Here is a 24,675-nt window from a genome sequence, read left to right on the forward strand (position 1 = left end):
GTTCTTCCCATGACACGCTGCAAGTTTCTTACGGCGGGCATAGTGCTGTCCGCCACATTCCTGAACCCCGCACATGCCAGCGGTATTCCTACGGTAGATGCGGCCACGATTGCCCAATTGCAGGAGCAATTACTAACCGCCCGCGACCAGTTGGCGAATTTGACTGAACAGCTCGCCACCGCGAAAGATCAGTTGGCCGCTTTCACGCAATCCCGTGGGTACGGCAATCTGGCCAATGATTACGACATCCGCAACCAGCTTCGTGCCGCCCTGCCTTCCAACGCCAACGACCTTCTGAACCGCACCGGCAGTTCAGGTTTGACTGGCGATGTGTCACGCATTACAGACGATGTACTGGCCCCTGTGAATTTTCAGGAGGATCGCCAGGCGCTCTCAAAGCAAGCGCTGAACATTGAGGCTACTGCCAAGGCCATGAGCGAGCGCGCTTATAACTCCATGACACAGAGACTATCCAATGTAGATTCACTACAAGACAAGATCAACCACACTACCAACCCGAAGGAAATCGCCGAACTCCAGGCCCGAATCCAAATCGAGCAAGCCAATATTGCGGCAGAACAGACCCGTATTCAGCTTGCCGCCCAGCAACTGGAAGCGGAGCGAAACCTGCTGCAAGCCAGGGCGGAACGGGTATACGGCGGCTGGTTCGGGAATAATGACGCAACTGGCGAAGCCGCCGGAAGCGAAAGGTAAGGCCACATCATGTCTGGCCTGACCCCATCCGTAACCCCGCCTTCCGCGCCCAGCGATGTTGCCCAATGGGTCATGACTCAGACAGAAAACACACTGAGCGATGCCATCAACGACCCGATGCAGGCGCTGTTTGAAGCCCTTATGCCGATGATAGTCGTGGGACTCACGCTACAGTTCGTGGTGTACGCCTTTGCTCTCATGCACGGTCAAAGCAATATGACGGTCACGGAGTTCTTCCGCAAGGCCATCCTCGTAGCCATTACAGCGATGATTTTTGGTGTCGGAGGGCTATACCAGAACGACATTGCCAAGACGATGATCGCGCTACCTGACGACATTACTCAGGTCGCAATCAGTAGCGGCAGCGTGGCCGAAGAAGTGGACAAACTACAAACCGAGACAGGAAAAGCCTCCAATGCCATGATGGGGAAGGGGCAGGACGCTTGGTACAACGTCCTGCCCTCCACCAAAGAAATGCTGGTCAGCCTGCTGGCGACGATGGTCCGGATCAATGCGGCCATACTCGGCAGCATCATCATGGTCATTGTCGTAGTGTGTAAAGTCGGCATGGCGCTTGTCGTGGCCTCTGGCCCTATCTTCATAGCAGCCACACTGTTTGAGCCGACCAAACCGCTTTTCAACAGCTGGGTTTCACAAGCCTTGAATTTCATATTCCTGGCGCTTTTGGCTGGCCTGATATTCGGGCTGATTCTGCAACTGAATATCCAGCTTATCCGCATGATTGCCGACCAGATAAATGGTGGAGCCAAGGACATTCTCGGACTTTTCGGAGCGCAGCTTCTGGTAGGTGTCGCCAGTCTCGTAATCATGGTCATGATTCCCGGCCTCGCCGCCGGTCTTTCCAACGGCTTCGGCGCTCAGCTTGGCATCGGCACCGCTGCACGTGGCGCGTTTTCCATCATGAGACTGCGCAGCATGCTTCGACTACGCGGCAAATAAACCAACCACCTGTTGGCCTACGCCGGGCCGATTCAGCCCTTTTCCCATTCCATCCTTCTGCCAGCCCGGCAGGACAGGAGCCTTTCCCATGCAAAAACTCTTTGCCGCCCTGGCGCTGGCCGGGCTGTTGGCTGGCTGCGCCTTCCACGCGCCTCAGGCGCCCCAACCCGCTGATGCGCCCCGCATTCCGGTCAACGCCACGCCACCCCCGCTTACCCAAGGAGTCTGAGCCGTGTCAGAAGCCCTTAAATCCGAAGACATCGCCGCCTGGCTGGAGCAGTCGCGCGGCCTGGAGCGCGACCACCTCGGCGAATTGGTTAAAAGCCGCAAACGTGCCTGGCAAGTTGCCATGGGGGCGGGCCTCATCGCCTTCGCGTCCGTCCTGGCCGTGGCCGGACTTACCCCTTTAAAGCAGCCGCCGCAAATGTATGTGGTGCGGGTCGATAATGCCACCGGCGCCATCGAGCATGTCAGCACCCTGGGCCAGCCCATGGAAGACTACGGCCAGCGCATCGCCAAGTATTTCCTGAACGCCTATGTGCTGAACTGCGAAAGCTACAGTTGGCAAACCATACAGGAGCAATTCGACACTTGCGCTCTGCTGTCTTCCCCGCCTATCCAGACGCAATACGGCCAGCGGTTTGAAGGGCCGGATGCCGTCACCACGCGTCTGGGTACTCTAAGCACGGTCGATGTGCAGGTTCATTCCATCACCCTTGGGGCCAACCAGTCGGCCATTGTCCGGTTCACCAAGGCAGAACGGGAAGTCAGCACTGGCAACATCACCAAGGTCAGGCACTTGATCGCCACCATGGCCTATCAGTACGCCGATGTGCCGCTCACAGAAGAGGTCGCCCGCCGCAACCCGCTGGGTTTTCAGGTCATGCGCTACGACCTGGCCGCCGACCTGTCGCGCTGAACCCCGACAAGGATCAGAAGGAATCCCCATGTTTGAACACCTCCTTACCCGGCAGGCGCTGGCGCTACTGCTGTGCCTGTCCTTGCCTGTCAGCGCCCTGGCGCTGGAGAATCCGCGTTCTTCGCGGCTCGATCATCGCGTGCGCTATGTGAACTACAACCCCGCTGATGTAATCCAGCTTGATGCCGTCATCGGCGTGGCCACGCACATCATGCTGGAACCCGGCGAAAGCTACCTCTATCATGTCTTTGGCGACAGCCAGGCCTATGCCTTCACCCACAAGAACAATCATCTGTTCTTCAAACCGACGGCAGAGGATGCCGACACCAATCTCATCGTCATCACCGACCGGCGCGATTACAGCTTCAGGCTTTCCTACAGCGACAACCGCAGCGCGCCCGCGCTTTACAAGCTGGTGATCCGATACCCGGAAGTACAGGCCCGGCAACGCGCCCAGGCGGCGCAAAAAGCCGCCGTTGAACGCGCTCTGCAAACCGCTGGCAATCCCACGAACTGGATGGCCTACACCCGTAGCGGCGATGCAGCCATCGCCCCGGTACACGCTTGGGACGATGGGCGTCAGACCTGGCTGCAATTCGCCCCGGAAGCCGACATTCCCACCGTGTACCGCGTCACCCCCGACGGCCAGGAAGTCATCACCAACCACCACATGGCCGATGAGCGCACCATGGTTCTACATCGCACTGCTGCCCGCTGGCACCTGCGCCTGGGCAATCAAGTGCTGGCCATCCACAACGACGCCTACGGCGTGACACCCGTACCCGCCCATACCGGCACCGCCTCACCGGCAGTACGCCGCAACGTGAAGGGCGCCACTGCAAAGCAACCCTCAGCCGCTGCGCCCGTGCCCACGCTGCGCATCCGTGAAGTCACGCAATGAAGGAATCCCCATGACGGATAAAGAACACGGCCCAGCCCAGGCATCCCCGCCACCGGATACGCACGCTGCTACCCCCGGCCTTGATCGCGACGCTCCGAATCTGGATGCCACCGGGCGCAGCGCCCCGCGCGGCGCCCGGGCCTTTCTCTGGCTCACCATACTGGTCGCCATCGCCGTGGCCGTCGGCGTGCTCCTAAAAGCCTGGGGCGGGGAACCCGGCGCAAAGGCCGATACCGGCCTAGAAGCGGATCAAAGCGGCATCACCAACCGCCTCAAAGCCCCAAAAGTGGAACGACCGGCACCTCCAGCCCCCTTGCCGCCACCGTTCCCCGAGCCTGCAGCCATCCCCCGCTATGCTGTTCCGCCATCGGCACCGGCTACACCGCCGCCTGTAGATGAAGTGGCCCAGCGTCGGCTTGCCAGCCCGCTGCAAGCGGGCGGCGCGGAAGGCGGTAGCACAGCAAGCAATCAGCCGAATGGCCCCAACGGCCCCTACAGTGATGCAGGGCCGCTCGCCGATAAGCTGCGGCCCCTAGAACTAGCACCCTCCGTTGCCGGACAACTGGGCGACCGGAACTTTCTGTTGACGCAAGGCACCATGATCGACTGTACCTTGCAGACGAAACTGGTCAGCACCCAGCCCGGCCTGCTGACTTGCCTGGCGACACACGATGTCATGAGCGCCAATGGCAAGGTCAAGTTGATCGACGCAGGTACCAAGTTCACCGGTTATCAGTCCGGCGGCATCCAGCAGGGCCAGGCCCGCGCCTTCGTGACATGGAACCGGCTGGAAACCCCAACCGGCATCATCGTGGACCTGGCCTCGCCCGGCACCGGCCCGCTGGGCGAAGCCGGGCTGGACGGCCATATCGACAATCATTTCTGGGAACGCTTCGGCAACGCCATCCTGCTGTCGCTGGTCGGCGACTTCGGCAACTGGGCTTCTAACAAGGGGCAATCCGGCAGCAACAACATCCGCTTCGACAACACCGCCGAAGGAGGCCAGGAAGCGGTCGCCAAAATCCTGGAAAGGTCTTTAGACATTCCCCCCACGCTTTACAAGAACCAGGGCGAACGTATCGGCATCATGGTCGCCCGCGATCTGGACTTCAGCCACGTCTATGAGCTCGAACCCATCCATTGACCCCATTCCCTTTGACCGCGCCATTGCGGTACGTACCTTCCTGCGGCCTTTATCCCAGCATCTGGACGACCCCAACGTGACGGAAATCGCCATCGTGCGCGCTGGGGAACTCTATACCCGCGTGCGCGGAGCCTGGTTGCTGCATGACTGCCCGGCGCTGACTTACCCGCACCTGGAAGCGCTGGCTACCGCCCTGGCGGCCTACAACCACATGGCCCGCAGTCCCATCCAGTCGGTCATCCTGCCTGACGGCGAACGCGGCCAGATTGTGCAGCCCCCGGCCTGCATCGACGGCACCCTGGCCATCAATATCCGCAAGCATGCACAAGTTGCACTATCCCTGGAGGAACTGCTAGCGCAAGGCGCGTTTACCGCTACCCAAGACGCTGACGCAGGCTACTCGGCGGCAGGCCTGTCGCCAACCGACCAGACGCTGATGTCACTCAAGGCCGACGGCGACCTCCCCGGCTTTCTTCATGAGGCGGTGCTGGCGCGCAAGAATCTGGTGATCACTGGCGCGACGGGCTCAGGTAAAACAACGTTTGCCCGCTCGCTCATCGACCGCGTGCCCGTCGATGAGCGGCTGGTGACCATTGAGGATGTGCATGAACTGATCCTGTCCCGGCACAGAAACCGGGTACACCTCATGTATGGTGGGGCGCGCGGTCGCGTATCCGCCACCGAAAGCCTGGCCGCCTGCATGCGTTTGTCACCCGACAGAATCTTCCTGGCCGAACTGCGCGGCCCCGAAACCTGGGATTATCTGGCCGCACTCAACACCGGCCATCCAGGATCCGTCACCACCACCCACGCCAATGGCGCAGCCGACGCCTTTGACCGCCTGGCCATGCTGATAAAACAATCCCCCACCGGCGGCAATCTCGACCTGCCGACTATCCAGGCGTTTCTACGTCAGACCGTGGACATCGTGCTGCACTTTGAGCGCTTCCGCCTGAAAGAACTCTGGTTTGAGCCCAGGCGACAGACCAGCGCCTGACAGAATTTCCCCTTTGTAGTGGCCTGGCTCATCTTGCCCGGTCGCCCCACCCCCTGAAACCCGTGTGAGGCGCTGCACACGTTCCAGGCGGGCCTTGCATGGGTTCGTCTGGAGCTTGCCCCATGAGCACATCCACCCGTGCGCCTTTTCACGAAGATAACAACCTGCTGCGCCTGTCAGCCGCCATGCAACGCGCCCAACAGAAAGCGGCCCAGGCCATCGCCGACGCCGCTGAAAAGCAGGCCGCGACACCCGCCCCGTTCATTCTGCCGGGCATCAACGAAACCGCCCATGCGATCCCCAACTACATCGCCCGCAGCGCCGTCTTCGCGCCCGTGCGCCGGGGCTGGCGTCACTTGCATGACGACACCGTGTTTCTGGAGGGCGCGCATATCCTGCTCAAAGGCTCAGGTAAGCAATTGAGCGAGGACCACGCCGACATCTGGATGCACGCCATGTACTTGCAAACCACGGCCTTGCTGGGCGAAGCGCCCGTCATCAACCGGGCGGATTTTCTACGCGGCATGGGCCGACCCACCGGCGGCAGCGCCTACGAATGGCTGCACGAGGGCATGAAAGACCTGGCCCGCTTTACCCTGTGCATCGAAGCGCGCCGCAGGGATGGCTCGGTGAAGTACAGCTATGGCAAACACCCATCGACCCGCGTGCTGGCCATGCTGGGCGGCTTCGATTATCACGAAGCCAGCGGCAGCTACACCCTGTACGCCGACCCGCGCTGGGCGCAGATTTTTGGCAACCGGGAATATGCCCTGGTGGACTGGACCAAGCGCCTGCTAATGCGCCACGACCTGTCCAAGAGCCTGCAACGCCTGATCGGCACATCGGCCGACATCCAGCAGAAATACAGCCTGAAAATCCTCAAGCAGCGAGCGCAATACACCGGACGCATGCGCGATTTTCGGGCGACGCTGGAGCGCAGCCTGAGCGAGCTGGAAGCTCTGAACATCATTGCTGAACCCCGGATTGAAGTCGCCATTCGAGGCCATGAACAAGCGGTCTGGACGCGGCTGGATCGGTAAGTTTTCATCGTCATAGCATCGCGCTTTCTCCCCAAGAACAAGCTGTCTGAGCGCCTTTTCAGCCTGTGGACAAGTCACTTTTCCCGTCGTCATAGCATCGCGCCGGGCGCGTCATAAGATCGCGGCCTTTCGTCATAGCATCGCGCTTTATCGTCACAGCATCGCGCCTCGTTTTCGGAAACCCGCATGAACAGGGGCTTTCCAGACATCGAATCGCCTTCTACCTTATTTCTACCTTTCTTCTACCACACCGGCCTGTGAATAAGTCGGAAGGCCGGCGCAGGTAGGCCAAGCCGTCTTACATCGTCACGCTGGGCAGCCGCATAGCGGCTGCTTCGGTCGGCAACGGTCTACAGCCGCCCTTCCGGGTAACGCCTTCTCTCACCCCCAAGAACTTGCCCTTCAAGCTGCAAGGCAAAGGAGTTCTCATGAGCACAACCATCGACACCCGCATGCTCCACATCACCCAACAAGCCGCCTTGTCCGGCATCGGAGCCATGAGTCTGGGCGAAGCCCTGACCGCCGCCCTGGTTCTGAATCGCAGCGACTGGCTGCGCGACTGCGGCTACAGCATTGCCGACGCCCTGGATCGCATCGGCCCCGAATGGGCGGCCCGCCTCTCTGCCGTCGCCCGGCAGTTTCGTAACGAAGTCACCCAGGCTCAATTGCGGTTTTCCTTTGAGATCGTGCCCCATCAATCCCATAGCGGCGGCTTCACCCTGCGCTTGCTGGAAGCGGGCGAAGAAGTGGGCGGCGGGCAATTCATCGCCCAGGGCGATTCCGGACCATTCACCGATGAGCAATCCGCCTACGACGAAGCCCTGGCCACCGGCCGCTGCTGGCTGGTGGGCAAGCAGGCCAATGTCTTTCCCGAGCTGTCGCGCTAAGGGCGCACACCCCCACCGATTCTGGAAACTTATGAATGACTCCCCCTCCATCGCACGCTACCGGGCCGCGCTCGCGGCGCTGGATCCCCGTATCAGCATCGCGGCGCAGCTGCGCGCACTATTCCCCCTGATCGAAGCCGAGCTGGCTGTGGGCGTTCCCCATGCCGCCGTGCTGGATGATCTGGCCGCCGCGGGCCTGTCCGTCCAACGCAGCACTTACGCCATCACCTTGTATCGCTGGCGCAAAGCCAAGCGGACATCCTCAGGCAGGGCAGCCCCGGCTGCAAAATCGTCTCCCAGCCCCGCGACTCCGCCCGCGCCGGAGATAGATGCCATCCAGGGCCGACCGCGCAACATCCAGACGCCCGGCGACCTGCGCAAAATCCGCGACATGCAGATAGACCTCGAAGCCTTGCGCCGCGAAGGGCTGGCCAACCGCACCGCCTCCCCTGAATCCACACCATCGAAAAGGAATGAACCATGAAAGTCGCCGTCCTGAACTACACCGGCTCCGTCGGCAAAACCGTTGTCGCCTCTCACCTGCTGGCGCCCCGCATGAACGGGGCGCAAATCTTTGCGGTGGAATCCACCAACGAAACCGGGGCCGACCTGGGCCTGAACGTCGATCAGCTGCGCGGCGAACACTTTGGCCGTTTGTTCCGGGAACTGCTAACTCGCGACGATGCGATTGTCGATGTGGGCGCCAGCAATATTGAAGATTTTCTGACGCACATGATGCGATACGAAGGCGCGCACGAGGAAATGAGCTACTTCGTGCTGCCGGTCATCAATACCGGCAAGGCCCAGCGTGAAACCATCAAAACGGCAGCGGCCCTGGCTGAGCTGGGCGTTGACCCGCAGCGCGTGCGGATTCTCTTTAACCGTGTCGATAGCAGCGTGCAGGATGAATTCCCCTCCATCCTGGCCTACGCCGCCAAGACGGGTGAAGTGCTGGCCAACCCGCAGGCCGCCGTCTACGAAAACGAGGTCTTCGAGCTGCTGGCCGATCAGCGCACCACCATTGCGGATGTGCTGGCCGACCAGACGGACTACCGCGCCCTGCTGCGCGAAGCCGACCCTAACGACCATGCCCGTATTTCCCAGCTGAGCAACCGGCACGCCCTGCGCGCCATGGCCAAGCCGGTGGACAGGCAGATGAACGCGGCCTTCAGCGCCCTGTTTTCCTGAGTTCGGCCATCATGGAACCCCTCGCACCCCCTAGCGGCGCGCGCACCAAGCTGGACTTGCTGTACCACGAGGTGCTGGGAGAAGTCGCGGGCCTGGTAGACAGGCTGGAGAACGTCGCCCAGCGCCTGGATACTGCGCAACAGCAGATGCAGGCCGTGGCCGACACCCAGCAAGTCCTGCCCCAGCAACTCAGCCGTCACCTGAGCGACACCATAGAAACGGCGGCAAAGCCCATCAACCAGCAGGCGCAACACGCCATTCAAGCCATGCTGGCCGACACCCACACCCGACTAGATCACTTGGCCGGGCAAGCAACCCAATACGCTAGCATCGCCCACCAATCCGCGCGGCGCATGGCGCTTATTGCAGTTGCGGTGGGCGGCGCGGCAGGCGTCCTGGGTGGGCTACTGGCAGGGCTGGCCCTGGGCCAGCTTCTGGTTTCCTGAGAATTTACGCCATGTCTACTCTCATCTCTCCCATCACACGGCGGCGCATCGCCGCCTTTTCTCTGGCGCTCTTTCCGACCGCAGCCTGGATGGCCGCCGCCACCTGGGGCAGCCACATGCAATGGCGCGACTGGAACACCCAAACCTTCCGGCATTTTGTGATGCTCACACCGCAATATCCCTTGCTCTACGGAGCGCTGGGCATCGGTCTGGTTTGCTCCTTGGCCCTGATCCTGTACATTGGGCGCACGGCCCGAACAGAAGGGTTCGAGGGTGCAGGCTACAAGCGATTCGTGCGCGGCACCCGCACTACCTCTGCCAAAAGCCTGGCCCGCCAGTGTGAAGAACGGGGCAAACAACAGATCGACGTCGGCGGGATACCCATGCCGACTGCCAATGAAAACCTGCACCTGCTGATCAGCGGCGCAACCGGCTCCGGAAAATCCGTCCTGCTGCGCAACATGGCGGCTTCCGTGCTAAAGCGCTCCCGACACGACATGGCTACCCGATTGTCGGGCGGCACATCCGAGCGCAACGACCGCATGATCGTGATCGACCCCAACGGCGACCTGCTCAGCAAATTCTGGCAACCCAACGATGTGATTCTCAACCCCTACGACGCCCGCAGCCAGGGCTGGTCATTCTTCAACGAAGTGCGTGCGGATTACGACTGGAAGCGGCTGGCACGCTCCCTGGTGCCCATGAGCCAGGACAAAAACGCAGAGGAATGGAACGACTTTGGCCGCCTGCTGCTGCGCGAAACCGCCAAAAAGCTGCACCAGCTACAGGGCGACGAGGCCAGCATCATGGACTTGTTTCGCCTATGTACCATCGAAGACCCCAAGGTCCTGAAGCAATTTCTGGAAGGCACGCTCGCCGAATCCCTGTTCGTCGGCTCCAGCGAAGCCAGCAAGGCGCTGTCTTCCGCCCGCTTTGTGCTGTCGAACAAACTCTCGGAACATACCGGCATGAAACCGGGCAAGTTTTGCATCCGAGACTGGCTGGAGAAGCCCGACGGGGGCAACCTGTATATCAACTGGCGTGAAGACATGATGAGTTCCATGAAACCGCTGGTGTCATCCTGGGCCGACGTATTCATCACCTCCATCCTTTCCATGCCCGAAAGCACCCACCGGCGCTGGTGGCTGTTCATTGATGAGCTGGCCAGCCTGGAGGGCCTGCCCTCACTGGAAGCCGGACTGACCAAAGGCCGCAAGAACGGCCTGCGCATCGTGGCCGGCCTGCAAAGTACTTCCCAACTGGAACACATCTACGGCCGCACCATGGCCACCACCATCCGGGCCAGCTTCCGGAACCTGGCTGTGTTGGGCGGCTCTCGTACTGATCCGCAGACAGCCAAGGACATGAGCGAAAGCCTGGGCAAGCATGAAGTGGAACGGCCCAAATACAGCATCAGCCGTAGTGCCGATCATCGCAATACGTCGGACAACATGGACCGGGTTACTGAGGATGTGGTGACGGCCGCGCAGATACAGGCACTGCCGTCATTGAGCGGATATGTGGCCTTGGCGGGGGATTATCCGATTGCGCGGATGGAGCTGCCGTTCAGGCGGTATGGAGCGGCGGCGGAAGCGTTTCGGGAGTGTGGGAAATATGGGTGAAACCACTACATATTCGGTAACACTCACAAACAGATAGAATACTTGGGGCGACCTCAACCTCAGCCAAAAGCAAAACTCGACAGGAACTGCTCACTGTATGTTTTGCAGATTATACTTGAATTGAAGGGTAAAGCTTCATGACTCAGTCGACGTTCAACATCTTTGACGCCCTGTCCGCTTGGGGCAAGACACTTCCCACTTGGCAGCATTTCCTGCTGAGTAAATTGGTGGAGGAAGTTGAACTGTCCGACACTGACCTTGACGAGGTCTTCTCAGAGTACCTGATCGATCAGAACCTAGCCGACCCCGGTGCCGCTCGCGTTGCTTGGGACCTGGGACTCCCTCAGTTTCAGTCAAGTGCTCCTGCTGTGGTTAGCACCCTGACGACGATGACCGGCGTTTCAGGCGTCAACGCACTAGCCGCTGGTGAAACGCTAAGCTTCGGACCCAAACTTACGGTGATTTATGGACCCAATGGTGCCGGAAAGTCTGGCTACGCACGGGTGCTGAAATCCGCATGCTTTACGCGATCGAAGGACATTGGGATCCTGGGTGATGTGAAGCTTGCAGAAAGCAAACAGCCAAAGCCAACTGCGAAGTTCTCCTTCGATGATGGTTCCGCCGTGGAATTTGTTCATCAGGAACCCTGCCAACGAATGCTTGATGGCTTCGCGGTCTTTGACTCGACCTGCGTAAGTACGCACCTGGACAGCCGCAACGCTTTCCAGGTCATGCCGTATCTGTTCGATGTCTTCCCACGTATGGTAGCTGCATTCACCGAACTACAAACCAAACTCCGAGACCAGATCACGCTGCGCACGCCTACCACTGACGAATACGTCATCCCTAACAGCACATCCGAAGTCGCAACGGCACTCTCCGCCCTCAATGCAAAGACAGATCTGTCTCGGCTACATGAACTTGCGGTGTATGGTGAAGCCGAAGCTGCCCAGCTATCTGCGATCGAACAGAAGTTGGTTGAGTTGCGCACTACAGACCCGAAAGAGATCGTCAAGAGGAACGAACAACGTATTGTCGACTTGAAGACCGTTCACGCGTCCATCGGTGCCTTGGCGGAATCGATCCAACCATCGCTCGTGCAAGACATCACTGAAGCCGCATCGCGGATAATGGCGCTGATGCAGCAAGGCGCGGCGCTGTCAGCCGCCCATTTTGGCGGAGAGCCGGTTCAACCTGTTGGAACCCGTGCGTGGCTAGATCTGCTGGTAGCAGCGATCACCTATGGCGAGGAAGCGTATCCAGGCGCCACATTTCCTCCTCAGACCGACGGTGCGCGTTGCGTGCTATGCCAACAAACCTTGGATGCTGCCAGCGCAGATCGCCTTGCCAAATTCTACCAGGCAGCCACCAGTGATGTGGAGGCTCAGCTTGCTGCCACGAGGCATTCGCTCGGATCTCACAGCGTCGCTCTGAACAAGGTAGGGCTGTCTTTCTTCGACGAGAAAACTGCCGCGCGGCGCACTGTAGAAGAACTCGATGCGACACTGGCAGCGGAGATTTTCGGGCACGTTGAGGGCTATCGCTCTGTCGTCAACGTGCTAAGCGACGCCGTGGCGGCGGAGACGGGAGCGGCACTGTCATTGCTTGCATATGACGCTGTTTCGGACCGACTGTCTACGCTTGCAGATCGACTAGATCAAGACAACATAAAGCTCCGACAGAGCGATCCTCAGGTATTAATCGACGCGCTGCTTTTGGAACAGCAATTGCTCAAGGATCGACAGCATTTGGCCAGTAAGTACGTTGCAGTGGTGGAAGCGGTCGAAAATTTTAAGTGGATAGAAAAAGCGAGTACATGCCTTCGCACCCTGCCCACCACCCAGCGCGATGTTACGAGTAAGCAGAAGGCTCTGGCAAAAGAACTGGTTGCACAGGGTTTCATCGCGCGATTCACTAAGAACTGCGAAGCGCTGCGGCTGACACTCCCTGTGCAATTCAAGTTTTCCGGCGATGCGGGAACCACGGATCGGAAGATCGAGATTTCCAACGCTGAGATGACCAAAGTCGCTCCTTCTCGAGTGCTTAGTGAAGGAGAGCAGACTGCCGCTGCGCTGGCCGATTTTCTGACAGAGGTCGAACTCAACGGCGCTTGCGCGGGAATAATCTTTGATGATCCGGTAACGTCGATGGATCATATACGCAAAGAGGCTATCGCGCAGCGCCTGGTTTCCGAAGCCGATCGGAGGCAAGTCATAGTTTTCACGCACGACATCCTGTTCACAAACTATCTCGCGACGGCTGCCGAAGAGAAGGGAGTGGCGTTCGCAGGGCGCACCGTTTGGCGCGATCATGCCAATTTACCCGGAGCAATCGACCGACTGGCCTTTCCACACGAACATTATGAAGGCGCTGCGCATGATCGGGCCAGGAGATACTACGAGTCAGCGCGGGCCTTGGAAGGTGATCCGCAACGGGATGCTTTGGAGAAAGCCTGTGGCAGTCTTCGCACCGCCTATGAGGACTTCATCCAGAAGAGACTGTTCAACAATGTGGTGCGGCGCTGGCGGGAGAACATCACGTTTACACTGAATCAGGTGTATTTCGACGAAGCGATTGCCGCACGCATTCACGACCGGATGGCTGCGTTATCGCGCTACATCGACGCACATTCTCACTCGGAAGACTTTCATGAAGTGCCGCTCACAATCGATTCTGTCAAAAGCGAACTGGCCTATTTCGATGCGATCAAGTCTGACTACAAGAAGGCTCGTACGGAATGGGAAAAGACGAGACCAAAGGCCGTAAATGTCTTCAGTTGAATCACCGTTGGAAAGCGATTGAACATGTATGACCTGCACAGACTGGGGTGGAACAGCTTCCAACAGCTTTGTCTCACCATAGCCCGGGAAGTTCTGGGGCAGACGGTGCAGTCATTCTTAGATTCGAACGATGCTGGGCGCGATGGTGCTTTTGCGGGAAGCTGGACTCCGTCACCTGGACAGCACTTCAGTGGTAATTTCGTTATCCAATGCAAATTTTCCAGCAAGGTAGGAGGTCTGCTGACGCGGTCTGGCATCGCGGATGAGATTCCGAAAGTCCGAAAGCTCGTATCCGACGGACTTTGTAATGTCTACATCCTGATGACGAACGCCGGCGTGTCCGCAAAGCAAGAGGCTCAGATCAAAGCCGTGCTGAACGACACCGGAGTGAAGGACGTTCTGATATGCGGGTCCACCTGGATCGAGGATCAGATCAGAGAGAGCGCGCGGCTGCGGATGCTCGTGCCCCGCGTCTATGGTCTGGGTGACCTGAGCCAGATTCTAGATCAGCGCGCCTACGCTCAGGCTCGCGCCGTCCTTGAGTCGTTACGTGATGATCTGGCTAAGGTCGTCATCACGGAGTCCTACCGCAAGGCCGTCAATGCGCTCGACGAGCATGGGTTCGTCTTGCTGATCGGTGAGCCTGCTGCAGGCAAGACGACGATCGCTTCGATGTTGGCGATGGCGGCGGCCGACAAATGGAAGTCATCGGTCGTTAAACTGGCCGATCCGGCCAAAGTCGTGGAACGGTGGAATGTTGACGAACCTTCGCAGTTCTTCTGGATCGATGACGCATTCGGCGTGACGCAGTACGAATCGCCGTTGGTGCATGGCTGGAACCACTCGCTGGCTCAGATCAAGGCCATGCTGCGCCGAGGGGTCAAGATAGTCATGACGTCCAGAGACTACATCTACAACAGGGCCCGCCAAGATCTCAAGGAAAGCGCATTTCCTCTGCTCAGCGAGAGCCAGGTTGTGATCGATGTGCATGATCTGACCGACTTGGAAAAGCAGCAGATTCTTTATAACCACCTCAAGCTGGGCAAGCAAACCACGGAATTCCGAACAGCCATCCAACCTCACTTGGAATACATGGCAGAGCACCCGCGCTTCATTCCAGAGACCGCACGACGTATCGCGGACCCTTTTTTCACAAATAATCTCTACCTCAGCAGATACCATTTGGGCGAGTTCGTGGAAAAGCGGGAACAGCTTCTTCTCGAAGTGATCCAGGGTCTGGACGCGAGCAGCAAAGCAGCTCTGGGTCTGATCTACATGAGAAAGGACCATCTTGAAAGCCCGATCATGTTGCAAAATTCCGAGGAGAGCGCAATTGAGAGACTCGGCAGCACGTTGGGAGAGTGTATTCAAGCACTCGATGCACTCAATGGCAGTCTCGTGACGTACATGGATGTGGACGACCAGCCGGTCTGGCGATTCAAGCATCCGACTATCGGTGATGCCTACGCGGCGACTTTAGCTTTCAACCCGGACCTGCTCGGCATCTTTCTCAGCGGTAGCTCCACCGAGAATCTTCTGTCTCAAGTTACATGTGGGAAGGTCGGTGTGGAGAAGGCTGTCATTGTCCCCAGGTCGCTGTTTCCAGCAATGATGGAGCGTCTAAAGGGCTTCTCGGCCAGCAACCAGTACAAGGTTGAGTGGATGTCCTCGTGGGGCGCTCGGTGGACACTCTATCGATTTCTCGCCAATCGTTGTTCGAAGGATTTCCTGGCGATGTACCTTCAACAATCTCCAGACATTCTGCAGCGCGTGGCCAAACCGGGCCTGAGTCTGAGTGTCGTTCCCGAAGTAGATCTTGCCGTGCGCTTGCATGAATTCGGTCTTCTCTCTGAGGAAGTCCGTAAGGCGTTCGTCGAGACAGTGAGCACTTTTGCCGTCGAGGGTGAAGATCTGTATGCGCTCAACGATCCTGGTGTCCGGAGTGTGTTCCAGGACAGTGAGTTTCACGAGTTGGTGGAAAGGGTCAGAACAGTTTTGCTCCCAAATCTACAAGATGTCCGGATCACTGCACAGATGAGTCACGCGTTTTCTGACTCGCCGGATGAACACATGCAGGGAGTCCTAGAATCGCTCGGCACCCTCAAGAAGCAGTTTGGAGGTGACGATCAACTGGTCAAGCTTGTTGACAAAGAAATCAATCTCGTGAACCAGTGGATCTCCGAAAGAGAGGCGCCAGAACCGAAGGTGGGCCCACGAGTTCTCGGAACCATGGATCGCTCAGAGCACAAGCACGGGACGAGAAGCATCTTTGACGATATTGCGGACTGACGTTTCTAGGCCCCAGTCAGACTGAAGAGCATCCTTATTACGGTCGGCAGCATCTCGCAGGTCGAATATCTCCAAACTGCGGCGCATCAGAATCTGTGACGCCAACGAGCAGACTCATTGTCCAAAGTTGAAACTAGCTAGTTAAACATCCGCATTGTGGTCGCCCGCTAACACTCCGCCACCTAAATGAACAGGTGGATGAATATACGCAATCTCACATCCTTTCCTCGTCAAAGCCAGCCCTGACGCTAGTTAGGTTCTGCTGAACAGTCTCTCATCACCCCTTCCACCTCCCGGAGCCCCCATGATCTCCCACAGCCAGATCTATCGCGCCCGTGCGTCCGTTGCCACCCATTACTACGCCGACCAAGCCGACGACTACTACAGCCGCGATGGCAGCGCCGCGACCTGGCAAGGGCAAGGCGCGCGCCGCTTGGGAGCTGTCGGCGAAATAGACGCCACACGCTTCAAAGCCATGCTGCAAGGCGACTTTGGCCGTAGTGTCACGGCGGGCCGTTCAGTTCGCAAGGACTCAAAAGCCCGTGCTGCCCTTGACCTGACATTCGGCGCTCCGAAGAGCATCACCCTACAGGCTTTGATTGGCGGCGATGAGCGCCTGATTCACGCCAATGACAAATCCGTGGCCGTCGCGCTGGATTATGTGGAACAACACCTGACCATGGGCCGCCGCAAGGAGAACGGTAAGTCGCGGGTAGAACATACTGGCAACCTCATCATTGCCAAGTTCCGCCACGAAACTGCTCGCCCCACTGAAGAGGCTGCGCCTGATCCTCATCTTCACGTTCACGCCTTGTTGATGAACCTGACCCAGCGGGCCGACGGAAGCTGGGTGTCGCTGTCCAATGAAGACATCTTCAAGCTGCTGCGCGTGACGGACGCCATATATCAGGCGGAACTGGAACGCAACGTGCGGGCGCTGGGATACGCGGTTCGTCATGAGAAGCACCATATCGAACTGGCCCATATCAGTCGCGAGCAAATCGAATACTTCAGCAAACGTAGCGCCGGCATCAATGCCGAGCTAGCCGCGCGCGGCACCAAACGTGCAGACGCCCCTCACGCACTGCGCCAGGGCATCAACCTCTCCCACCGCCAGGAGAAAACGCAGGCGTTCAGTCGCGCGGAATTGCACCAACAGTGGCGCGATGCCGCCGCAGCCATCGGCATGCAGTTTGGCCAAGTCGCGCACCAGGCCCACCAGCAAAAGCACCAGCCGCTAGAACAAAGCCCAAACCTGGTGGCACATACCTCTCTGGACTGGGCAATCCGGCATCTGACTGAACGTGAATCCGTCATGCCCTTGGCCGACCTCCTGCAACACGCCGTGCGCCATGCGGGCGGGCATACAGACATTACGGCTATCCAGACGGCCATACAAGAACGGGTAGCATCCGGCACCCTCATCCGCGAGGCGCCGCATTACCGCAGCACGCAAGACAAGGACGCGCTGCCCATGACACGCGAAGGCTGGGCCGCAGAAGTCGTGCTATTGCGTGGCATTTCCCAGGACGCTGCGCTGCAGCTCGTTGACCAAGCGATTGCCCAAGGCCGCCTGTTAATGGAAAGCCCACGGTACGCGACCCGCAGAGCCTTTGAAGCCGAATCCAGAATACTGGCCGCTGAACAGGCAGGCCGCAGCGCCTGGACAACCACCATTACTGCCACCCATGCAGAAAACGGTCTGGACACGAACCTAACACCCGGTCAGCGTGAAGCCGTCATGCTGATTGCGACCGGCACCGACCAGATTGCTGGTATCCAGGGGCTGGCTGGCACCGGCAAATCCTTCGCTCTGCAAAACGCCCAGGCCATCCTGCAGGAGCAGGGCCACAGCATGGTGGCCCTGGCCCCCTATGGGAACATGGTGCGCAACCTGCGTGAAGATGGCATACCGGCGAACACCATCGCATCGGTGCTAGCTGCAGCCGACAAACGCCCTTTTCTCGAAAGTCTAGGGCCGCAATCCGTTGTGGTTATAGATGAAGCCGGAGTCGTGCCAGTTCGCCAGATGGACAAGCTGCTGGCGCTCATTAAGCCGACCGGGGCCAAGGTGGTCTTGCTGGGCGACACTGCCCAGACCAAGGCCATTGAGGCGGGCCGTGCCTTCTCCATGCTTCAAGAGCGCGGCATGAAAACCGTACTGATGGCCGACATCCAGCGCCAACGCTCGGAACGACTGCGCCAGGCGGTCCACCTGGCTGCCGAAGGTAAGGCCAGTCGATCTTTGTCACTGCTGAACCAGATCCATTGGATCCCGGATGAATTCACGGTCGATGAACACGGCAAGAAAACACGAGACAGTTCCGCCCGGTATGAAGCCATCGCTCAAGCCTATATGACGCTTCCTACTACAGAGCGGGCCAACACCATTGTCGTGACCGGCACCAATGCGTCACGCCAGGCCATCAATGAACGGATCCGCGCCCTGCTTGGCCTGGAAGGCAAAGGCCACCAATGCCAGTTGCTGGCCCGGCATGACGCCACCCGCGCCCAGCGTAGCGTGGCCCGGTATTACACCGTGGGCGATATCGTCGTTCCTGAGCGGGACTATCAGTGCGGGCTGAAGCGCGGCGAGCTATACCGCGTGACTGGCAACACACGGCATGACCGCATCACGGTAGAACCGCTCCGACCCAATGCCGCGTCTGCTTCGTCCATTGAGATCATCCCCAAGACCATGAGCAAGCTGTCGGTCTATCACCTGAACCGGGCAGAATTGTCCGCAGGCGACCATGTCCGTATCACGCGCAACGATGCCCACCACGATCTGGTCAATGGCCAACTGGCGAAGGTCGTGGCCATCGATGCGGCCAGAATCACCATCGAAACCAACGGTCGCCATGTTCAACTGAGCACAGATCGACCGCTGAACGTGGACTATGCCTACACAACCACTGCACATAGCGCCCAAGGCCTGACTTGTGACCGTGTGTTCTACAACGCCGAAAGTTTCAGCCGCACAACTGCCCAAGACACCTACTACGTCAGCATTTCGCGTGAACGGCATGAGATCAGCGTGTTCACTGATGACGTGGCGAAGCTGCCAGAGCGGATAGATCGGATCACATACAAGGGGCTGGCGCATGATTTGCAGACGGTGGTGGCAAATAGGCTTGCACAGGATCAAAATGCACTCGCCACCCAGCCCCTACAGGCAAAGTCTGAATTGGAAATCAGTTGATCTCCAAGGTCATTTCATCACTTGCCAACGCTCTTACTCAAACGTTGATGGATGGCCGTCTCGCCCTGCAACACCACTCATATTTGGCTTCGCTATGCCCGGGCAACCGTACGCTCATGTTCCATGGCAGTCTCTGCCAGTCGCAGCGCTTCTGCATGGACTTCCTTTCTCTCACTGTAACGGTCAACAAGATATTCTGATCGACCACGCACCAGCAGCGTGAACTTCACCAATTCCTCCATTACGTCCACAACACGGTCATAGTAGGCCGATAGTTTCATTCGGCCAGCATCGTCAAATTCCTGATAGGCCTTGGCCACTGATGACTGGTTGGGAATCGTCACCATACGCATCCAGCGGCCCAGCACGCGCAAAGCGTTCACCGCGTTAAAGGACTGCGAACCACCACTGACCTGCATGACAGCCAATGTCCGACCCTGTGTTGGTCGGACACCACCAGCCTCAAGCGGCAACCAGTCGATCTGGCTTTTGAAGATGCCGGTAATCGTGCCGTGACGCTCGGGACTGCACCATACCTGGCCTTCCGACCACAATGACAGGGCTCGCAGTTCGGCAACCTTGGGATGGTCGGCCGGAACGCTGTCGGGTTGCGGCAACCCGAGCGGATCGAAAATTCGTGTTTCGGCACCCAGGCGTTGCAGGATGCGGGATGCTTCCTCGATTAGAAGTTTGCTGTACGAGCGCTCGCGCAGCGAACCGTAAAGTAGCAAGATGCGGGGCGGATGGGCGATATCGACCGGTATGGCGACCTTTTCGTGCGTCGGGACATCGAGCAGGGAATCGTCCAGAGCAGGCAGCGAAGCGTCGTGTAGCGATGTGAACTGTTTCATAATGATTTGGAGGTTTAGCGGACTCGGGCGGCGCCATCCAACGACTGGCTGGCGTGCTGTCATCATTTCGTCATTTCTACTATTATAGAATTAATTTAACGTAGATATAAACGCAACTTGGAAAAGCTATGAATTCCAAAGACGTTGTACGGTCATTGGCCGCGATCGCCCATGAATCTCGCCTTGAAGCGTATCGCTTGCTGGTGCAGGCCGGCCCTGGCGGGCTACACGCCGGGCGACTGGCAGAGTTACTTCAGCTGCCGCCGTCATCTCTGACCTTTCATCTCAAGGAACTCGTCCACGCAGGCCTGCTCACGTCACGGCAAGAAGGCCGCTTTGTCTTCTATTCAGCAGAGTATGGCGCCATGAGCTCGCTGCTCGCCTACCTGACGGAAAACTGCTGTGGCGGCAACCCCTGCTTACCGGCAAGAAGTGATATCTGTTCCGGAATGGATGAAGTTCAGTAGCCGTCACCAACCCTGTTCCACTCGAAATATCTTGGGAACGATTCAAGGAAACATGCTCGCTATGGCAGACAAAATCTACAACACCCTGTTCCTCTGCACGGGGAATTCCGCACGCAGCATCATGGCGGAAGTGCTGCTCAACCAGTTGGGAGATGGCCGTTTCAGAGCATATAGCGCAGGCAGCCATCCCGGATCCCACGTCAACCCCATGACGCTTGAAATTCTGGAATCCGTTCATCTTCCCACTGATGGCTTACGCAGCAAAAGCTGGGACGAATTCGCGAGACCTGACGCCCCTCAGATGGATTTCGTGATTACGCTTTGCGACAACGCGGCAGGCGAGCAGTGCCCCGTATGGCCCGGCCAACCCATTACGGCCCATTGGGGGTTCGAAGACCCGTCGGCATTCCAAGGGTCGCCCGAGAAAAATCGGGAGCATTTCGACAAAATTTTTCGGCAGATCGCAAACCGCATCAAGATTTTCACCAGTTTGCCGCTGACAACGCTCGACCGCGTCGCCATCAAGCGCGAACTCGATACCCTGGGAAACAGCAAATGAATGTCCTATTCCTCTGTACCGGCAACTCTTGCCGCTCGATTCTGGCCGAAGCCACCTTTAACCATCTTGCTCCAGCGGGCTATAGGGCGTTGAGTGCCGGCAGCCGCCCAACGGGTGAAGTACATCCCCGCTCATTGGCGCTACTGGGACGAGAAGGCATTTCAACAAGCGGCTACGCAAGCAAATCGTGGGATGACCTGCCCGCCGCACCCGACATCGTGATCACGGTGTGTGCCAGCGCTGCGGGTGAAGAATGCCCGGCCTACCTGGGGAATGTCATGCGTGCCCACTGGGGCGTAGAAGACCCCGCCCACGCCACCGGCACCGATAGCCAGATTGATGCCGCGTTCGACACGGCTTATCGCATTCTAAGGGCGCGCATTGAAGCCTTCCTATCTTTGCCGCTGAAAGATTTGAAGAGCCAAACCGCCCAGCTCAAAGAAGAGCTCGAACGCATCAGCTATATCACGCCTTCCCTGTAAAGCGCCCATAAAAAACATCCGACACGCCGTCGCCGGACGGCGTTTCCCCATTCCTGGCATAAAGAGAATCTTCCGTGGCTGTCGCACTGCTAATCTTCCTACTCACGATTGTGCTGGTTATCTGGCAACCCAAAGGGCTCAATATCGGATGGAGCGCTACCCTCGGCGCTGTGCTTGCTCTCGCTTTCGGAGCAGTCAGCTTCAACGACATTCCCGTCGTCTGGAATATCGTCTGGAACGCCACGGCCACTTTTATTGCCATCATCGTCATCAGCCTGTTACTGGATGAAGCCGGTTTCTTTGAGTGGGCGGCCCTGCATGTGGCGCGCTGGGGCGGGGGTCGGGGCCGGCTTCTTTTCGCCCTGATCATTCTGCTTGGTGCGGCAGTATCTGCATTCTTCGCCAACGACGGGGCTGCACTGATACTGACACCCATCGTGATGGCTATGCTCCTCGCGCTTGGCTTCACACCGGCGGCAACGCTCGCTTTCGTGATGGCCGCCGGCTTCATCGCGGACACGGCCAGCCTTCCGTTCATCGTGTCGAACCTGGTGAATATCGTATCGGCAGACTTCTTCGATATCAGTTTCGCGCGATACGCAGCAGTCATGGTGCCGGTAAACCTAGTTTCCGTGGCGACGACCTTGCTCGTGCTGTTGATCTATTTCCGCAATAGCATCCCGGTCAATTACGATGTCGGCCAGCTCAAGGTGCCTGCAGACGCCATTCGTGACAAGGCAACCTTCCACGCAGGCTGGTATGTGCTCGCCTTCCTGCTGATCAGCTTCTTCGTATTGGAAGGCTTCGGTATTCCGGTCAGCGCTCTCGCCGCCACAGGCGCTGCCATTCTGCTGCTGGTAGCCGGACGCAGCCATGTGATCAGCATACGCAAAGTCATGCGCGAAGCGCCCTGGCCCATTGTGGTGTTCTCGCTTGGCATGTACTTGGTCGTGTATGGCTTGCGTAATGCCGGGTTAACCGACATGATCGCCGGATGGCTCAATGCCATGGCAGATCAAGGCATGTGGGTCGCCACCCTGGGTACCGGCCTGCTGACCGCCTTGCTTTCTTCCATCATGAACAACATGCCTACGGTACTTGTCGGCGCACTGTCCATCGACGCAAGCCAGGCGGCCGGACCCATCAAGGAAGCCATGATTTATGCGAACGTCATTGGCAGCGATCTCGGCCCGAAGATCACGCCTATCGGCAGCCTGGCAACACTCTTGTGGCTGCACGTGCTGGCCCGAAAAGGCGTGAAAATCACCTGGGGATACTACTTCAAGGTGGGAATCGTGCTGACACTGCCGGTATTGCTTATTACGCTGGCGGCACTGGCTGTGCGGTTGGGGGCTTTCTGACCACGCTCGCAATTCTGGAGTTTATCGGGCGTCTGGCCACGTAACGTTTACCGATGCGTGACAAGGATTAATTTTGAACCCGACCCCGCAAGGTATACTGTCGCGATGCACAACAGTCTTTCCCCATCCATCCGAGATGTCGCCCCAGCAGGGGCGAGATTGTCTGTGCCTTCTCCTACCGCGAAATTGGCCTACCAAGTAGGCCACGGTCTATACAGGGCAGCTCGGCAACGACTGAGTCCGCCCTAAGTCGGTAAGTTCGCATTGTGTTCCAGCACTAAGTGCTGCTGGTTCGACATCCGTCTTCTCGTTTATTCCGACTTATGTCGGCTCTGCTGCATGCGTGTAGCAGAGCGACGCTTAGTATTTTGCTCATGCTGACTAAATCACTACATCAAACCTGGTTTTCCAATATCCGTGGCGACCTGCTCGCCGGTATCGTCGTCGCGCTCGCGCTGATCCCCGAAGCCATTGCGTTCTCCATCATCGCCGGCGTGGATCCCAAAGTGGGTCTGTACGCCTCCTTCTGTATCGCCGTCGTCATCGCGTTTGCCGGTGGCCGCCCGGGCATGATCTCGGCCGCCACAGGCGCCATGGCCCTTTTGATGGTCACTTTGGTCAAGGAACATGGCCTGCAGTACCTCTTGGCTGCGACCCTTCTGACTGGCGTGTTCCAGATTCTAGCCGGTGTACTGAAGCTGGGCGGCCTAATGCGTTTCGTGTCGCGTTCCGTGGTTACTGGCTTCGTCAATGCGCTGGCCATCCTTATCTTCATGGCCCAACTTCCCGAGCTGACCAATGTCACCTGGGTGGTCTATGCCATGACGGCAGTGGGGCTGGGCATCATCTATCTTTTCCCCTACATCACAAAATCCATTCCGTCCCCGCTGGTCTGCATCGTGTTGCTCACGGCAGTCGCCATGATGCTGGACCTGGATATCCGCACCGTAGGCGATATGGGCGAGCTGCCAGACAGTCTGCCGGTGTTTCTATTGCCGCAGGTGCCGTTGAACTGGGAAACGCTGTCCATCATATTCCCATACTCGTTGACTCTGGCAATCGTCGGGTTACTGGAATCCATGATGACCGCTACCATCGTGGACGATCTGACCGACACGCCGAGCAACAAGAACCGCGAGTGCGCTGGACAAGGTGTCGCCAACATTGCCTCCGGTCTGCTGGGCGGCATGGCAGGCTGCGCGATGATCGGCCAGTCCGTCATCAATGTTAAATCCGGAGGACGGGGCCGGCTTTCCACGCTGGCAGCGGGTGTCATCCTGCTGATCATGGTGGTGTTCCTCGGGCCGTGGGTGAAGCAAATCCCCATGGCCGCCCTGGTCGCTGTGATGATCATGGTGTCTATCGGCACCTTTAGTTGGGAATCCATCCGCCATCTGCGCACTCACCCCAAAAGCTCCAGCATTGTCATGGTGGCAACCGTCATTGTGGTCGTTGCCACGCATGATCTGGCTAAGGGTGTTTTCGTGGGAGTCCTGCTTAGCGCCCTCTTTTTCGCCACCAAGGTCAGCCGGCTGTTCCAGGTCAGGTCCAAACTCGTGGACGAAGGAAAACACCGTAACTACGTAGTATCCGGCCAGGTTTTCTTTGCGTCCGCAGACAGATTCGTCTCAGCGTTCGATTTCAAGGAAGCCGTGGATCAGGTCACGATAGATGTGAGCCGTGCGCACTTCTGGGACATCACTGCAATCAACGCGTTGGACAAGATCGTCCTGAAGTTTCGACGGGACGCCACCACCGTTGACATCATCGGCATGAACGAAGCCAGCGCAACTCTGATCGACCGATATGCCGTTCACGACAAAGCCGGCGCAAATCACGATCTGACAGCACATTAAGGAGACCACT

General features: G+C 58.3%; 22 protein-coding genes. 21 read left to right on the forward strand and 1 reads right to left on the reverse strand.

Features of this window, described 5'->3' with window-relative positions; translation table 11 throughout:
• The first annotated feature begins 9 nt into the window (after window positions 1-9).
• From CAL22_RS16055 to mobF, 16 genes are all read left to right on the forward strand, one after another.
• A complete protein-coding gene (locus CAL22_RS16055) occupies window positions 10-714 on the forward strand; it encodes a type IV secretion system protein (protein WP_094814938.1) in 705 nt (234 codons plus the stop codon).
• A 9-nt stretch (window positions 715-723) separates the two neighbouring features.
• Window positions 724-1,674: a type IV secretion system protein gene (locus CAL22_RS16060; protein WP_094814940.1), complete on the forward strand. Its 951-nt coding sequence runs from the start codon at window positions 724-726 to the stop codon at window positions 1,672-1,674.
• 88 nt (window positions 1,675-1,762) lie between these two features.
• Window positions 1,763-1,903, forward strand: a complete 141-nt coding sequence (locus CAL22_RS16065) for a conjugal transfer protein (RefSeq protein ID WP_094814942.1) — start codon at window positions 1,763-1,765, stop codon at window positions 1,901-1,903.
• 3 nt (window positions 1,904-1,906) lie between these two features.
• The gene (locus tag CAL22_RS16070; RefSeq protein WP_094814944.1) at window positions 1,907-2,593 is read left to right on the forward strand and encodes a virB8 family protein; all 687 of its coding nucleotides are present in this window, start codon (window positions 1,907-1,909) and stop codon (window positions 2,591-2,593) included.
• Between the two features lie 28 nt (window positions 2,594-2,621).
• Window positions 2,622-3,494, forward strand: a complete 873-nt coding sequence (locus CAL22_RS16075; protein ID WP_094814946.1) for a TrbG/VirB9 family P-type conjugative transfer protein — start codon at window positions 2,622-2,624, stop codon at window positions 3,492-3,494.
• 10 nt (window positions 3,495-3,504) lie between these two features.
• Window positions 3,505-4,638 carry a type IV secretion system protein VirB10 gene (gene virB10 / locus CAL22_RS16080; RefSeq protein WP_094814948.1) on the forward strand — a complete coding sequence of 378 codons (1,134 nt, stop codon included), beginning with the start codon at window positions 3,505-3,507 and terminating at the stop codon, window positions 4,636-4,638.
• Entirely contained in the window at window positions 4,616-5,635 is a 1,020-nt protein-coding gene (virB11, locus tag CAL22_RS16085; protein WP_094814950.1) for a P-type DNA transfer ATPase VirB11, read from the forward strand. Before virB10 ends, virB11 begins: the two co-directional genes overlap by 23 nt.
• Before the next feature lie 122 nt (window positions 5,636-5,757).
• On the forward strand, window positions 5,758-6,675 hold the full coding sequence (locus CAL22_RS16090; protein ID WP_094814952.1) for a TrfA: 918 nt from the start codon (window positions 5,758-5,760) through the stop codon (window positions 6,673-6,675).
• A gap of 428 nt (window positions 6,676-7,103) precedes the next feature.
• The gene (locus CAL22_RS16095; RefSeq protein WP_208622020.1) at window positions 7,104-7,562 is read left to right on the forward strand and encodes a hypothetical protein; all 459 of its coding nucleotides are present in this window, start codon (window positions 7,104-7,106) and stop codon (window positions 7,560-7,562) included.
• A gap of 31 nt (window positions 7,563-7,593) precedes the next feature.
• A complete protein-coding gene (locus CAL22_RS16100) occupies window positions 7,594-8,046 on the forward strand; it encodes a hypothetical protein (RefSeq protein ID WP_094814954.1) in 453 nt (150 codons plus the stop codon).
• The gene (stbB, locus tag CAL22_RS16105) at window positions 8,043-8,750 is read left to right on the forward strand and encodes a StbB family protein (RefSeq protein ID WP_094814956.1); all 708 of its coding nucleotides are present in this window, start codon (window positions 8,043-8,045) and stop codon (window positions 8,748-8,750) included. Before CAL22_RS16100 ends, stbB begins: the two co-directional genes overlap by 4 nt.
• A gap of 11 nt (window positions 8,751-8,761) precedes the next feature.
• A complete protein-coding gene (locus tag CAL22_RS16110) occupies window positions 8,762-9,196 on the forward strand; it encodes a hypothetical protein (protein WP_094814958.1) in 435 nt (144 codons plus the stop codon).
• Between the two features lie 11 nt (window positions 9,197-9,207).
• Window positions 9,208-10,818: a type IV secretion system DNA-binding domain-containing protein gene (locus CAL22_RS16115; RefSeq protein ID WP_094814960.1), complete on the forward strand. Its 1,611-nt coding sequence runs from the start codon at window positions 9,208-9,210 to the stop codon at window positions 10,816-10,818.
• Window positions 10,819-10,955: 137 nt separating this feature from the next.
• A complete protein-coding gene (locus tag CAL22_RS16120; RefSeq protein ID WP_094814962.1) occupies window positions 10,956-13,598 on the forward strand; it encodes an AAA family ATPase in 2,643 nt (880 codons plus the stop codon).
• A gap of 24 nt (window positions 13,599-13,622) precedes the next feature.
• Window positions 13,623-15,887 (forward strand): hypothetical protein, encoded by a 2,265-nt coding sequence (locus CAL22_RS16125; protein ID WP_094816704.1) that lies wholly within the window; start codon window positions 13,623-13,625, stop codon window positions 15,885-15,887.
• Between the two features lie 304 nt (window positions 15,888-16,191).
• Complete coding sequence (gene mobF / locus CAL22_RS16130) at window positions 16,192-19,089, forward strand: MobF family relaxase (protein WP_094814964.1); 2,898 nt, start codon at window positions 16,192-16,194, stop codon at window positions 19,087-19,089.
• Window positions 19,090-19,181: 92 nt separating this feature from the next.
• Here mobF and arsH read toward each other — a convergent pair whose 3' ends face one another.
• Window positions 19,182-19,940, reverse strand: a complete 759-nt coding sequence (gene arsH, locus CAL22_RS16135) for an arsenical resistance protein ArsH (RefSeq protein WP_094814966.1) — start codon at window positions 19,938-19,940, stop codon at window positions 19,182-19,184.
• 128 nt (window positions 19,941-20,068) lie between these two features.
• On the opposite strand from arsH, the gene CAL22_RS16140 reads away from it, so the two are divergent.
• From CAL22_RS16140 to CAL22_RS16160, 5 genes are all read left to right on the forward strand, one after another.
• Complete coding sequence (locus CAL22_RS16140; protein ID WP_094814968.1) at window positions 20,069-20,407, forward strand: ArsR/SmtB family transcription factor; 339 nt, start codon at window positions 20,069-20,071, stop codon at window positions 20,405-20,407.
• 61 nt (window positions 20,408-20,468) lie between these two features.
• Window positions 20,469-20,966, forward strand: a complete 498-nt coding sequence (locus CAL22_RS16145) for an arsenate reductase ArsC (RefSeq protein WP_094814970.1) — start codon at window positions 20,469-20,471, stop codon at window positions 20,964-20,966.
• On the forward strand, window positions 20,963-21,448 hold the full coding sequence (locus CAL22_RS16150) for an arsenate reductase ArsC (RefSeq protein ID WP_094814972.1): 486 nt from the start codon (window positions 20,963-20,965) through the stop codon (window positions 21,446-21,448). The genes CAL22_RS16145 and CAL22_RS16150 overlap by 4 nt, the downstream gene beginning before the upstream one ends.
• Before the next feature lie 74 nt (window positions 21,449-21,522).
• Window positions 21,523-22,809 carry an arsenic transporter gene (locus tag CAL22_RS16155; protein WP_094814974.1) on the forward strand — a complete coding sequence of 429 codons (1,287 nt, stop codon included), beginning with the start codon at window positions 21,523-21,525 and terminating at the stop codon, window positions 22,807-22,809.
• A gap of 374 nt (window positions 22,810-23,183) precedes the next feature.
• Complete coding sequence (locus tag CAL22_RS16160; protein WP_208622021.1) at window positions 23,184-24,665, forward strand: SulP family inorganic anion transporter; 1,482 nt, start codon at window positions 23,184-23,186, stop codon at window positions 24,663-24,665.
• Window positions 24,666-24,675 lie beyond the last annotated feature (10 nt).

Origin of the sequence: Bordetella genomosp. 12 (assembly GCF_002261355.1) — a bacterium.
GTDB lineage: Bacteria > Pseudomonadota > Gammaproteobacteria > Burkholderiales > Burkholderiaceae_B > Bordetella.